The organism is Nostoc sp. DedSLP04 (genome assembly GCF_034530775.1).
GTDB lineage: Bacteria > Cyanobacteriota > Cyanobacteriia > Cyanobacteriales > Nostocaceae > Nostoc.
This window is the reverse complement of record NZ_JAVRCL010000016.1, coordinates 95,178-109,295: the sequence shown is the minus strand read 5'-3', so window position 1 is coordinate 109,295 and position 14,118 is coordinate 95,178. Positions and strand designations below refer to the sequence as shown.

General features: G+C 44.6%; 7 protein-coding genes. 4 read left to right on the top strand and 3 right to left on the bottom strand.

Annotated features, from left to right (window positions below; translation table 11 throughout):
- Nucleotides 1-307: 307 nt before the first annotated feature.
- Nucleotides 308-1,528, bottom strand: a complete 1,221-nt coding sequence (gene chlP, locus RMX89_RS12140; RefSeq protein WP_322689105.1) for a geranylgeranyl reductase — start codon at nucleotides 1,526-1,528, stop codon at nucleotides 308-310.
- A 430-nt stretch (nucleotides 1,529-1,958) separates the two neighbouring features.
- On the opposite strand from chlP, the gene yidD reads away from it, so the two are divergent.
- Both yidD and RMX89_RS12130 read left to right on the top strand, forming a co-directional pair.
- Nucleotides 1,959-2,465, top strand: a complete 507-nt coding sequence (gene yidD / locus RMX89_RS12135) for a membrane protein insertion efficiency factor YidD (RefSeq protein WP_322689104.1) — start codon at nucleotides 1,959-1,961, stop codon at nucleotides 2,463-2,465.
- 95 nt (nucleotides 2,466-2,560) lie between these two features.
- Nucleotides 2,561-3,577 carry a sulfate/molybdate ABC transporter ATP-binding protein gene (locus RMX89_RS12130; protein WP_322689103.1) on the top strand — a complete coding sequence of 339 codons (1,017 nt, stop codon included), beginning with the start codon at nucleotides 2,561-2,563 and terminating at the stop codon, nucleotides 3,575-3,577.
- Nucleotides 3,578-3,702: 125 nt separating this feature from the next.
- Here RMX89_RS12130 and RMX89_RS12125 read toward each other — a convergent pair whose 3' ends face one another.
- Nucleotides 3,703-6,519 carry a pitrilysin family protein gene (locus RMX89_RS12125; protein WP_322689102.1) on the bottom strand — a complete coding sequence of 939 codons (2,817 nt, stop codon included), beginning with the start codon at nucleotides 6,517-6,519 and terminating at the stop codon, nucleotides 3,703-3,705.
- Nucleotides 6,520-6,904: 385 nt separating this feature from the next.
- On the opposite strand from RMX89_RS12125, the gene RMX89_RS12120 reads away from it, so the two are divergent.
- Both RMX89_RS12120 and RMX89_RS12115 read left to right on the top strand, forming a co-directional pair.
- Complete coding sequence (locus RMX89_RS12120) at nucleotides 6,905-7,372, top strand: hypothetical protein (RefSeq protein WP_322675606.1); 468 nt, start codon at nucleotides 6,905-6,907, stop codon at nucleotides 7,370-7,372.
- A 524-nt stretch (nucleotides 7,373-7,896) separates the two neighbouring features.
- Complete coding sequence (locus RMX89_RS12115) at nucleotides 7,897-11,688, top strand: YlcI/YnfO family protein (protein ID WP_322689101.1); 3,792 nt, start codon at nucleotides 7,897-7,899, stop codon at nucleotides 11,686-11,688.
- A 28-nt stretch (nucleotides 11,689-11,716) separates the two neighbouring features.
- Here the strand turns inward: RMX89_RS12115 and RMX89_RS12110 are convergent, their stop codons facing one another.
- Nucleotides 11,717-13,786: a prolyl oligopeptidase family serine peptidase gene (locus RMX89_RS12110; RefSeq protein WP_322689100.1), complete on the bottom strand. Its 2,070-nt coding sequence runs from the start codon at nucleotides 13,784-13,786 to the stop codon at nucleotides 11,717-11,719.
- Nucleotides 13,787-14,118: the final 332 nt, after the last annotated feature.

Sequence of the window (14,118 nt, the reverse complement as noted above, 5' to 3'; positions counted from 1 at the left end):
AATGCGTCGGCCGCCTTGTTAATGCGTCGGCTTGCATTGTTAATGCGTCGGCTTGCATTAAAAACGCTACACTTTTATGCAAAACTGTACTAAGTAAAGAGTTGTGCTATCTAAAACATCGAAAACTACCCTTTCAAGGTGACTCGTAAAATCTCTTTTTTCTCTCTGGGCTGCGCCAGTTGCTACCCTTCGGAAACATATATTGTGGGGTGGGCATCTTGCCCGCCCTGATTCATAAGCGTGCAGGATGTCCACCCCACAAAATTGAGTAATGTATTTGCTGTAATTTCCAATCCTTTACACGCAATTAAGGTGCAAGGGCATTACCCCGAATTAGACTACCAATAGTTTTAGCAGTAATCTTCAATTGGGTGATGGGATTAGCTGGGACAACAGTCTTATACAGATAGCTATCAAATGTTAGCCGTTGTACATCGAGGTCATCGCACATTTCCACAAAGGCTTCGCGGGTGGCGTCAGAACGATAGAATACGGTTTGCAGAATGTCCAGCACCTTGTAAGTGAGTCCATATCTTTTATCCCAACGCTTCAGGTAAACCTTCAGGTCGCCTTCTGTAGGAATACGGCTACCACTGTTAGATGCTTCGACAATGGTTTCGGCACACATCCGCCCAGATTTAGCCGCAAAATAAATACCTTCACCAGAAGACTTGGTAACATAACCAGCAGCATCTCCCACCAAAGCGATGCGACCAACAACACGACGGGGACGGGGATGTTCGGGAATGGGGTGGGCTTCGACTTTGATGATTTTACCGCCTGCTAGCTTCTCGGATGCACGAGCGCGGATACCAGCTTGTAACTGTTTGATGCTGGCTTTATTGATTTGCATCGTACCAGTACCGACAGCTACGTGGTCATATTTGGGGAAAACCCAAGCGTAGAAGTCAGTAGAAACGTCATCACCGACATACATTTCGGCGAGGTCGTTATAGTAGGCCATTTTGTCTTCGGGTAAGCGAATCCGCTCTTGGAAAGCGATCGCATAATTGTAATCCCCAGCGTCCATTTCTTTGGCAACGCGGGAATTAGCCCCATCTGCCCCAATAATTACATCCACCTTCAGAGTTTTGGCAATACCCTGTGATATACCATCTGTGTGGTCAACGTAATGAATCGTATAGGGATCGGTATTGTTTCCTGGTATATCAAGTTTATGAACAGTGGCATTAATTAAATTTGCGCCTAGTTTGGCCGCGCGATCGCGCAAAAAGCCATCTAGTACTTCCCGGCGGCACATTCCTATATATTCATCTTCATTTATCAGATTGATATCAACCTCGCGATTGGAAGGCGAAATCATTTTCATCTTCCGTACCCGGCGATCGATAATCTCTGGTGGTAAGTCAAATTCACTCACCATACATAGGGGAATTGCACCCCCGCAAGGCTTCGCATTGTCTAGCTTCCGCTCAAACAGGTAGGTTTCAATCCCAGAGGCTGCCAGTGTTTCTGCGGCAGATGAACCAGCAGGGCCTGACCCAATAACAGCAACCCGTAGTGTCAAAGGTCTTTCTCCCAATCTTCACATTTACCGAGAGCATACTACCACGGTCTTTTGGGTGATTTGGCGCTTTACCTCTAGGTTTCTGCTTAAATGCAATATTCCTTAATGTTTCGATACGAATTGAACCTGGGGCATTGGGCATTGGGCACTTGTACTGAGCGGAGTCGAAGTATTGGGCATTAGGCATGGGGCATGGGGCACTTGTACTGAGCGGAGTCGAAGTATTGGGCATGGGGTATTGAGTATTTGCTATTGAGTATTGGGAAGAATGAAGAACAGGACTTACGCAAAATCATGAAAAACGAACTGCATAGATGCAGAGCGGCTTCTTGCATGGTAGAACGCACAAAAATAAGAGTTTTAGAGAGCTTTTGCGTAAGTACTAAAGAATATTGGTTAGTGCCAATGCCCAATGCCCCAGTTATAAAATATGCAAATTTCCTTATTCGATTCTTTTACTAGACAACTTAGTACTGCCGCAATTAATGGATATCAAAAACATATTTCTCCGCACAAAGGTTTTGCTTGTGCCCACAGAATACTATATGGCGGCGAATCTTGCTCTCAATACATTAAGCGGGTAGTTGCCAAGGAAGGATTAAAAGCAGCTTTTGTTAATTCCCACGAACGATTTCAAGCTTGCAAGCAAGCCAATCAAATTTTGCGAATGCATAGCGAAAACTCAGAAGAATCTACAGAGGATGAAGCAGATATGCAGCAACGACAAGCATCTGGTAAAGTTGCTCAAAAATCCTCATTTATTAGTAGCGACAATACTAACTGTTTTGATTGTGCCGATTTGGGCTGTAATTGTGTCGAGATCGTTAGCATAACACCCGATTGTGGTTCCCTAGATTGTGGTGCTGCTGATTGTAGTTCCCTAGATTGCAGTGGTGCTGACTGTAGCTTCCTCGATTGCGGCAGTTGCGGTAGCTAAATCTTGTTCATCCATAAATAACAATGTATGGTATATGTAGGACACAGTAATCCTACCAAGGATCTGTAGATTTAGTTGCAGAGGTTATAGTAGCAGTGGGTATAGTAGTTGAGAACGTCTCCAAACAATTCGGGAGTTTCAAGGCAGTTGATGAGGTTAACCTAGAAATTAAGAGTGGTTCGCTAGTTGCATTACTTGGGCCATCGGGATCGGGTAAATCTACGCTACTACGGTTAATTTCAGGTTTAGAAATGCCAGATAGCGGCAAAATCCTGCTTACCGGTAAGGACGCTACATACCAAAGTGTGCAACAGCGAAATATTGGGTTTGTATTTCAGCACTACGCCCTATTCAAGCATCTGACAGTTAAGCAAAATATTGCCTTTGGCTTAGAAATTCGTAAGGCACAGCCAAAGAAGATTAAAGGACGGGTAGAACAGTTACTCGAATTGGTGCAATTGACTGGATTAGGCGATCGCTATCCATCACAACTTTCTGGTGGTCAAAGACAACGGGTAGCTTTAGCAAGGGCATTGGCAGTAGAACCGGAAGTTTTATTGCTAGATGAACCCTTTGGCGCACTTGATGCTAAAGTTCGCAAAGACTTACGGGCATGGTTACGCCGCCTCCATGATGAGGTTCATGTTACCACAGTTTTCGTTACCCATGACCAAGAAGAAGCAATGGAAGTCTCCGATGAGGTTGTGGTGATGAATAAAGGACGTGTGGAACAGGTAGGGACACCAGCAGAAATTTATGATAATCCCGCCACCGCATTTGTAATGAGCTTCATCGGCCCGGTGAATGTATTACCCAGCTCTTCAAAGATTTTTCAAAGTAGCGGGTTTGATGCGCCACACCCACAAGTATTTTTGCGTCCGCAAGATGTGATTTTAGAAAAGGCTGCAAACGGTACGACTACACCTGCAACAGTAAGCCGATTAATACATTTGGGTTGGGAAATTCAGGTGGAATTAACTTTCGATGACGGGCAAGTAGTGATGGCGCATTTAACACGCGATCGCTTTAATGACTTAAAGTTAGAACCTCTACAGCGAGTGTATGTGAAGCCAAAGGATGCAAAGTCCTTTCCAGTGTCTTATTCAATTTGAAGGAGGCAGCTATGCTGGAGCTAAATCATTCGTAAACAATGAAATCCCCGACTTCTTAAAGAAGTCGGGAATCTTGTTATTGCGATTTTTTCAAATCAAATCCCATTACTATGTATCTGAGGTGATTAGCTGCCTTTGGTTACAGCATCTCCAGGCCCAGCGGTGACAATCACCAGATTTTCTGGCTTAATTAAATCTTCAATTGCCTGTTGCATATTAGCCATAGTGACTGCTTCAATCCGTCGAGGAAACTCTCGGATTTCTGAGCGTGAAAGCCCTAAAACAGCATTATCCAAAATGATGCTTGCTACATCACTGGGATTAGCTAAATCCACAGGATAGCTATTGGTAATTGAGCGTTTTGCTGTGTTGAATTCAGCTTCAGTTACTCCTTGCTCGCGTAACTGTTTTAGTAAAGCGAGAGTACTGGCGATCGCTTTTTGGGCATCAAGAGGAGCAGTCTGCATTTGAATCAAGAAGGGCCCCGGATTGATCCCGGCGGCAAAACCACTATATATACCGTAGGTTAAACCTTGGCGATCGCGCACTTCCGTACCCAAGCGGCTGGCTAAGGTATCACCACCCAAAATTTGATTTAGCACCAGTGCCGCATAATAACGCGGATCTTTGCGAGAGATGCCGTTGTAGCCGATGTAGGTGACAGCCTCAGCTTTACCGGGAATTACTTTATTTAGTTGTGTCAAAGTTTGCGGAAATGGTACGGTTGGTATTTTGAGAACAGGTGGCTTACCTGTGGCTTGCCATTTACCAAACACTTCATTTAGCAAAGCTTTTACCTTAACTGAATCAAAGTCTCCCACCAAAGCGATCGTCGTGGTATCTGGTCGGTAGTGTGTCTGGTAGAAACCAAGCAAATCATCACGAGTAATAGTCTTTAAACTATCGGCTGTGGGAAAGCTGTGGAATGGATGATTTTCAGGGTAAATTGCCTGTTGGAATACTTGCCTTCCCAAACCTCTAGGGTCATCCAGTTGAACTTTCAGACTTGTCAATGCCCTTTGGCGACTTAGTTCTAACTGATCTGCGGGGAAAGTGGCGTTTTCTAACACATCTGCCAGAGTTTGAATTAATATTGGCAAATTTGCTGAAAGTCCCTCACCGCTGACGTTAACTCCCTCACGGCTAGCACCGAAGCTCAAACCGGCTCCCAGGTCTTCTAAGGTTTTTGCTAGGGTCAGAGCATTTTTAGTCTGTGTCCCATTCATTAAGTTGCTTGCAGTTAGATTCGCTAATCCAGCTTTTTGATTGCCATCAAATTCAGCACCAGCGTCAATTTGTCCGCTCAGGTTAATAGTGGGAAGATTGCGATCGCTCAACAGCAGAACCTTCAAACCATTCTTTAAGGTAAACTCTTCTGGTAGTGATTGTTTAGCTGAATCTGTCTCTGATGTGGCAGGTGGCAAATATTTTGCTAGTTCTGCTGGATCTACAGGCTTACCAGGGCTGAAATTTTCCACCGTGCGACTAGAACCAGCGCTAGAAGTTCCTGGCTTACCATCTGGTTGAGTCGGCTCAAAGAAACCGATGGTTTGTTGAGCCGGATTGAGGTAAGTTTTCGCTGCTTTTTGGACTTGAGCAGGAGTTACTTTCGCGATCGCAGCCAGATACCTTTCAATAAAATGATAATCCCCTGCGATCGTTTGGTTATATCCCAGTTGATTAGCTTGACTCGTGATATCTTGATTACCCAAAATATATGAGGCTTGCAGTTGCGTCTTCGCCCGCTTCAACTCTTCTGAGGTGACTGGCTGCTGTTGCAATTTTGCTAAAGATTCCTGGAATACCTGGGTAATTTTCCCTAGTTCTTGACCGGGAGCCGCCGTAGCATCAATTTCATACCAACCCGGTTCGATGAGTTCAGCAGCACCACCACTCACTGAACTAGCGAGTCCAGATTCCACCAAAGCCTGATACAGTCGAGAACTACGTCCACCTGTAAGAATGGCATCCATCAAATCAATTGCCGGAACATCAGGATGTTTGATATCTGGCAGAGGATACACCGCTTGCAATAGTGCTGCACTTCCAGGTTGCTTGAGGACAATCGGTGCTTTTTTCGCAACAGGGGTAGACGGGGAAGCGTTAGCAATGGAAGAAGATGCCGAGGAATTATCAATTGCTCTCCTAGCATTAGGGAGTGTCGTATTCTTTTTTGGTCGTTGCGATAACTTACCAAAAGTTTCTTGGACAACTTTGAGTGCGGGTTTTGTGGCAAAATCTCCGGTAATCACCAACGTGGCATTTTCTGGGCTGTAGTAGGTTTGGTAATAATTCCGTACCTGCTCCACCGTGAATTGCTCTACATCGGCTTTTGTGCCTCCCACCGATAAACCATAAGCTCGATTGGGGAAAGCAGCCCGCATCACTGCCCGACTCAGACGATAACCTGGTGAATTTTCGTATCCTTGTAACTCGGAGATCACCACCCGCTTTTCACTGGTGAGTTGTTCAGGCCCAATTAAGGAATTTTCCATGCGATCGGCTTCTAGTGTCAGCAGTGCTTCTAATTTGTCTCGCTGCACTGTGCCAAAATAAGCTGTTTCGTCATAACTAGTAAAAGCATTGAACTGGCTACCCAAAGCACTAAACAACCGTCCAAACTGTACAGGACGGTCATTTGTACCTTTGAACATTAAATGTTCTAGCTGGTGAGAAATACCATTCTCTCCCTTAACCTCGTTGCGCGAACCAACTTTATACCAAACTTGCACACTCACCACGGGAGCAGTATGAACTTCCTTGGTTAATACCGTTAAACCGTTGTCTAATACTGTTTTTTGCACTCCTTGGGTGAATGAGAGAGCAGAGACAGGTGTGACTGCTGTTGGCGTTGCAGCATTAGTGAAATTGCCAGCCATTGGCACGATAGTTAAAATAAGGCTGAGGAAAAATCCTAAAAGCATGTACGATCGCCGTTTCATAAGCAATACAAAATTTCCAATTTTAAAATAAAACCCCAAAGGGTATTTCAAAATTTAAATCTAACTCAAGTTGCTAGTTATTGAGGGAATAAGACGAAAATGAAATCAAATCCCCTCAAAGGAGATGATATATAAACTTATTGCTGTACTACTTTTTTGCCCATAGCATATCTGGGTGTATTTTTTAAAACTACCCAAGGGTTATTAGGTTCGCAGATCAAACTTTTACAGAATATTAGAAATTATTGCAAATAGATTAACAAGCATTGCAATGTGTTTCTTTTTACACGATTGTAGTAATATCTACTTTTAAAATTGGTTTGATACCTGTTGTCATCCCATTCGGGTAAGTATCTCGGTCAAACTAGCAAAAACTTTTTTAGATATGCAAACAAGAAACTTGATTGGATCGTTCACATTAGGTATGCTGTTAACAGCAATACCTGTATTATCAGCTAATGCCTCAGAAGTAGTACCAAACTTATACCAGTTTCAAGGTAAGAATATCAGCATTAGTTACTCAACGACAAGCTTTACTGGCAAGCCCCTTTTTACCTATAAAGATAAGCAACAGACATTAAACTTTCAAGGTACCGATCAGATCCGTACTGTAGAAACAGAGATTGGTACACTCGTAACTGTAACTATCCGTAGGACAGTAGATACTGGCAATACCGTGTTTACTTTGATCTTACCCCGTGTAAACCTTGGAAAAAGCAACTCAGCCGCAGTAGAAACTAAGGGAATCACAACAACAAACCTGTTTTCTGTGATTCCTAAATTCAACCAAGGGCAAAGACAAACTTATACGACAATCCATTTGACTGGTACAGCTCAAGCTGTCGCGTTTTAAGTACACAAGAAGGATAAAAATATTAAACTTCTTGCTTGCATCGAGAAAAGCGGTAATACTGTTCGGTTAAGACAAGACGCGATGAATCGCCGTCTCTACAATAATTATTCCTTCGTAGAGAGGGTGATTTATCGCGTCTTTAATAATCTAGAATTTTCATTAAAAAACCTTAATCGAACGGTATTGAGGGTGAAGGTAAATAATTTTTTGCCTTCACCATTATCGCTTAACCTTTTGTTAAGTTTGGATATCGCATTAGTTATGAATAGATAATAATTTAAATTAAGTAAAGTTCATTTTTCTTCAATCTTTAATTAAAAATTATCAATATTTTTAAGAAATATTTTAAAAATAAGTAATTTAGGCGATCGCTCTTTTCCCTATTCTCTACAATTACCGTTTAATTTGTTTAGGATTTAATTCAATTTTTAAGGGTAAATCTTGTAATTGTTTGTGTTCGCAAACTTCTTCCCATCTCATAGTTAATATCTGTCTAGAGTGATTGATTGAATTTTAACTCATCTATGAATATTAAAACTCATCCCCTGATTGCAAATAAGGAGAGTGGAAGCAAACTCAGTCGTACTATTCTATGGGCAGAATACAATAAATGGTATCCATATCTGGTTACACTCATTGCTATGGAACGCGAAGCCTTAACAATCTGTTTTCCGCCTGACTTGCTTGCAAAAGCCAGGAAACTCAAGGAAGGTAGCGAATCATTTAATGATTTAATCGTTAAGGCTTTAGAACGGGAAATGCAACAGCGCCAGGGATGGGCTAGCGATCGCACCAAGGCTGAAAACCTCTTTGTTGGTGGCGGCGAGATCGGTGCATTGTTGCGATCGCACGATTGGTCGCAAACGCCACTAGGGGTCATCGAAACTTGGTCGGACAGCCTAAAAACGGCTGTGCAGATCCTGTTAACAGAACTAGATCGAGTCCAGCAGCTAGAATCCGATCTGCTGGAGCGCACATCAACAGATGCCTTGCCTCAAGCTGCCCAAGCCGATGCGTTTCGAGTCAAGCTCACCAATGCGCTACGCCTGCTGACTGACGCTAATGAGATTCAGGCGATCGCTGCCTTTGTTCTGGGCGAGTTTCTAGGCGCAAACCGCGTTATTTACATTGAAGTGTTACCGAGCGGCAAAGAGGTTATCGTTCATAAAAACTACACGAACGGCGTTGCCGAACTGAGCGGGCTGTACCATCTGGAAGACTTTGGGCGCAACCTGACAGACGATCATCGAACAGGGCGAACGGCGATCGTTCCTGATGTGGCAAACTACCCTAAATACTCAGCCAGCGATCGGGCAAGGTATCGATCAATCGATATTGCCGCGCATATTGATGTGCCGCTAATTAAGAAAGATCGATTTGTCGCTCTGCTGGCGGTGCATCAGGCAAACCCTCGCCAGTGGACGGAAGACGAGGTGAAACGAGTCGAGGAAACAGCAGAGCAGACGTGGGCAGCCGTCGAGCGTGCCCGTGCTGAAGCAGCATTACGCGACAGCCGCACCGAACTCGAACGGCAACTGCGGAAGTTCGACGCGCTTGTTGCGGCAATTCCCGATTTTATTTACACCTTTGATTTGGCGGGAAGGTTCACCTATGTCAGCCCAGCGTTGCTCAATCTTTGGCAGAAAACTTCGGATGAAGCTTTGGGAAAGAACTTTTTTGAGCTAGATTATCCAACCGATTTAGCAACTCGACTTCAGCAACAGATTCAACAGGCGATCGCCACGCGTCAGCTGCTCAAGGATGAAACGCCCTACACTAGCGCAATCGGCACACGCACCTATGAATATATTTTCGTGCCACTTTTGGGCATAAATGGCGCAGTAGAAGCAGTGGCAGGCGTGACGCGAGATATCACTGAGCGCAAACAGGTAGAGCAAGCCTTGCGCCAAAGCGAGGAGCAGACTCGGAATATTCTAGAGAGTATCGCTGAAGCCTTCTTTGCACTGGATGAGAATTGGCAGTTTACCTATATAAATCCATCTGCCGAAATACTACTCGATCGCACTCCAGGCGATTTAGTTGGCAAGAATTTGTGGGAAGAGTATCCAGGACTGATTGGCAATGAGTTGGCGCAGGTCTACTTGAGCACCATGCGCGATGCCTACGGCGGGCGGAACCATCGTCTGGCTGGGTCAATTACTGCGTTTTACCCAGATCATAATCGCTGGTACGAAGTTCGCACCTACCCCGCCCCAAACGGCATCACCGTTTATTTCAGGAATGTTACCGAGCAAATTCAAGCCGAACGGCAAGTGGAGTTTTTGACCGAGTTAAGCCGAAGACTCGGCACGGTGACGGATGCAGTGGAAATCAACCGCATCGTCACGCGCGAAGTCGGAACGTTTTTGAACGGGCATCGCTGCTATTATCTCGATGTCACGCCAGACGGCAGACAGGTAACGGTTCTACCCGATTGGCGGCTCGACGGATCAGACCTTGCCGGAACTTACGACCTTACCCTTTTCGGTGCGAAGGAATGGTGGGAAACAGCGGCAAGTCAACCGTTCGGGATTGACGACGTGAACACACATCCGTGGACAAAGGATTTCGCCGACAATTACACGCTCATCAATCTGCAATCCTACGTCATTGCACCGTTTGTCCGTGAAGGGCGTTGGGTGGCTTCGATCGGAGTCAGTTCCGACAAGCCGCGCCATTGGACGGCGGATGAGATGTTGTTGCTGGAAAACGTTGCAGCGCGTGTCGCTCCGCTGATCGAACGCGCCCGCGCTGAAGCAGCCTTGCGCGACAGTGAGGAGCTAAAGCAACGCATTCTGGAAAGCAGCAAGGATTGCATTAAAGTTTTGACACTCGATAGCGAAATTATCTATATCAGCACAGGCGGGTTATGTTTATTGGAAGTCGATGATCCGACGCTCGTTCTAAACACCTGCTGGCAAGATATTTGGCAAGGTGAAGATTATGAAAATGCCAAAACAGCGATCGCAGCCGCCAAAGCAGGCAATACAGGCCATTTTCAAGGCTATCTTCCCACTTACAAGGGCACACCGAAGTGGTGGGATAGCATCATCACGCCCGTGCGGAACACTGCTGGGCAAGTGACCCAACTTGTGGCAATTTCACGTGATATCACCAAGCAAAAGCAAGCTGAAACTGAACGGGAACGATTGCTGGCGCAAGAACAAGCCGCAAGAGAGGCAGCCGATCGCGCCAACCGAATCAAAGATGAATTTTTGGCGGTGCTGTCCCATGAATTGCGATCGCCTCTCAACCCGATCTTGGGCTGGACGCAATTACTACAAAACGGCAAACTGAGCGAAGCTCGTAGAGCTGAAGCCTTGAAAATTATTGAGCGCAATGCCAATCTACAGACGCAACTAATCGAAGATTTGCTCGACATCTCCCGTATCATGCAGGGCAAACTCAACTTAACAGCGGCTCCGGTCAGTTTGACTTTTGTGATTTCTGCCGCCGTTGAAACGGTGCGTTTGGCAGCAGAAGCAAAAAATATTGCGATCGCTCTCGATCTTGACTCTGAGATCGCTTTGATTTCTGGCGATGTAGCCCGCTTACAACAAGTGATGTGGAATTTGCTTACCAATGCGGTTAAGTTTACACCCAACAGCGGACAAGTGACCATTAAACTGCGGCAACTCGACGGGCTAGCTCAGATTCGGGTAATCGATACTGGCAAGGGCATCAATCCCCAGTTTTTGCCTCATGTATTTGAGTATTTTCGCCAAGAAGACGGCTCAACCACACGCAAATTTGGCGGGTTGGGATTGGGGCTAGCGATCGTGCGGCAAATTGTCGAAATGCACGGGGGCACGGTGACAGCAGAAAGTCCGGGTGAGAATCAAGGCGCAACTTTCATCATCCAATTGCCCCTCATACAGCAGGCAAGAGCAAAGCTCAACGCATCCGAGCCAATCTACACCCAGACAGAAGCAGAAGTGCCTTTAGACGGCGTTAAAATTTTGCTGGTGGATGATGAGCCAGATACCCGTGAATTTCAGGCATTTGTGCTGTCACAAAGCGGGGCAAATGTGACAGCCGTCGCTTCTGGCTTAGAAGCTTTGCAAGCTTTAGAGCAGTTCAGTTTTGACGTGCTAGTGAGTGACATCGGTATGCCTGAGATGGACGGCTATATGCTGATGCAGCAGATTCGATCTCGTCCACCGAATCAGGGAGGAAATATTCGGGCGATCGCACTAACCGCTTATGCCGCAGAAATTGACCGACAAAGAGCGCTTCAGGTAGGATTTCAAACTCACATTACAAAACCTGTAGAGCCAGAGAAGTTAGTCAGGGCAGTAGTTAGTTTAGTCTCGTAGGGTAGGCAATGCCCACCCGACAAAGTTACTAAAATTTCACATCTAAAGCACGTACCAAAAAAGCCCATTTATCGGCGGCTTCTTCGATAATTTTAGCCGTGGGTTTACCCGCACCATGTCCTGCTTTTGTCTCAATTCTAATTAGCGTTGGCGCATCACCTGCGTGAGCCTCTTGCAAAGCCGCAGCAAATTTGAAACTATGAGCAGGGACAACGCGATCGTCATGATCGGCTGTGGTAATTAAGGTTGCTGGGTAAGCTGTGTTTGGTTTGATGTTATGTAATGGCGAATAAGCATACAGCGCCGGAAACTCTTCTGGATTATCCGCAGAACCATATTCGGAAGTCCAAGCCCAACCGATGGTAAATTTGTGGAACCGCAACATATCCATGACGCCGACTGCTGGTAACGCTGCACCAAACAAATCGGGACGTTGCGTTATACAAGCACCCACTAATAAACCGCCGTTACTACCACCTGCGATCGCTAGCTTCTCAGTCTTAGTATACTTGTTAGCAATCAACCACTCAGCAGCGGCAATAAAGTCATCAAAGACATTCTGCTTTTTATCTTTTATTGCTGCTTGATGCCATTCTTCGCCGTATTCGCCACCACCGCGGATATTAGCCATAGCATAGACACCACCCATCTCCATCCACACCAACAAACTCACAGAAAAGCCAGGTGTCATTGAAGCATTAAAACCACCATAAGCATAGAGATAAGTAGGGTTATTTCCATCTAATTTAATGCCCTTTTTATGGGTAATAAACATTGGTACTCTAGTACCATCTTGGCTGTGATAAAAGACTTGTTTTGTCTCGTACTCATCAGGATTAAAATCTACCTGTGGTTGACGGAAAACCTCACTTTTTCCTGTCACCATGTCGTAGCGATAAATAGTGCCTGGTATGGTAAAGCTGGTAAAACTATAAAAAGTTTCAGTATCATAACGCTTACCCCCAAAGCCTCCGGCTGAACCGAGTCCGGGTAGTTCTACCTCTCGAATAAACGCACCTTTGAGGTCAAAAATTTTGATTTGACTGTGAGCATCTTTGAGGTAATCTGCAACGAACTGATTATTAAGTATACCGACACTTTCCAAAGTTTCTGCTGATTGGGGAATAATTTCTTGCCAATTTTCTGGCGCAGGGTTTTTCGTGTCAATTGCAATCACTCTTCCCCGCGGTGCATTTAAATCTGTGCGAAAATAAAACACGCTATCATCATTGTCTATAAAGCTATAATCTGCCTCAAATTGGTTAATTAGTTCTACAACTTCCGCATTAGGGTTAGTTAAATCTTTGAAGAAAACTAAATTTTTAGAGTCAGTACCTAGCCAGATTGAAATTATTAGATAGCGTCCATCTTCAGTAACGCCACCACTAAAACCCCATTCTTTTTGGTCAGGACGATGATAAATTAAAACGTCTTCTGATTGAGATTTACCTAGTTGATGATAGTAGAGCTTTTGATAATAGTTGACATCTTCTAATCGAGTTTTTTCATTTGGTTCATCGTAGCGACTATAGAAAAAACCTTGATTATCGTGTGTCCAAGATGCACCAGAAAATTTAATCCACTTCAGATGGTCTTGGAGGTCTTCCCCAGTTTCAACATTGCGTACTTTCCACTCTTGCCAATCAGAACCGGAGGAGGATAGACCATAAGCTAAAAGTTTCCCATCCTCGCTAATCGACAATCCTGAAAGAGCAACAGTGCCATCTTCTGAGAGTTTATTGGGATCGAGTAAAACTTGGGGTTGGTCGTCGAGGGTTTTCAGAGTGTAAAAAACACTTTGATTTTGCAGTCCATCATTTTTGAAATAAAAGTAACGTTCGCCTTCTTTAAAAGGAATACCGTATTTTTCATAATCCCAAAGTTTGGTGAGGCGCTGTTTAATTTTTTCCCTAGCAGGAATTTCACTCAGGTAGCCAAAAGTAACTTGATTTTGTGCCTCAATCCAAGTTCTTGTTTCTTCAGAGTCAGGATCTTCTAACCAACGGTAAGGATCTGCGACTGAAGTACCGTGGTAATTATCAGCTTGATTACTCTTATGGCTGGTTGGGTAAGTGAGAAATTTTTCAGAAGAAGGCATAGTCTTAGGTCAAAGTGCTTCTTTCTATACTACAAAGATAGACTCAAGACTTGGGGTATACACTCTAATTGTTCTCAAAAAGAAAGCCCCGGCTTCTGACGGGGCAATACGTGCTATCTTTTTATAGAACAATTGTACTATTAAAAAATAGTATTAGCTTTAATCGAGGTAGAAGTGTGTAGATGTAGCGACCTGCAATGTTAATCGCTCAGACCTGCAATCATGACATTTTCAAATCAGGATAAAATGCAACTCTAATTGTGCTTCAGCCAGGATTAACTGCAACTGAGTCAGGATTATTTGCAACTATAAAGTAAAAAAAACGAAGTATT

Bases quoted from the DNA above. Each gene is read 5' to 3' on its own strand.
- yidD (WP_322689104.1), top strand. From the start codon at position 1,959: ATGCAAATTTCCTTATTCGATTCTTTTACTAGACAACTTAGTACTGCC.
- RMX89_RS12125 (WP_322689102.1), bottom strand. From the start codon at position 6,519: ATGAAACGGCGATCGTACATGCTTTTAGGATTTTTCCTCAGCCTTATT.
- RMX89_RS12120 (WP_322675606.1), top strand. From the start codon at position 6,905: ATGCAAACAAGAAACTTGATTGGATCGTTCACATTAGGTATGCTGTTA.
- RMX89_RS12115 (WP_322689101.1), top strand. From the start codon at position 7,897: ATGAATATTAAAACTCATCCCCTGATTGCAAATAAGGAGAGTGGAAGC.
- RMX89_RS12110 (WP_322689100.1), bottom strand. From the start codon at position 13,786: ATGCCTTCTTCTGAAAAATTTCTCACTTACCCAACCAGCCATAAGAGT.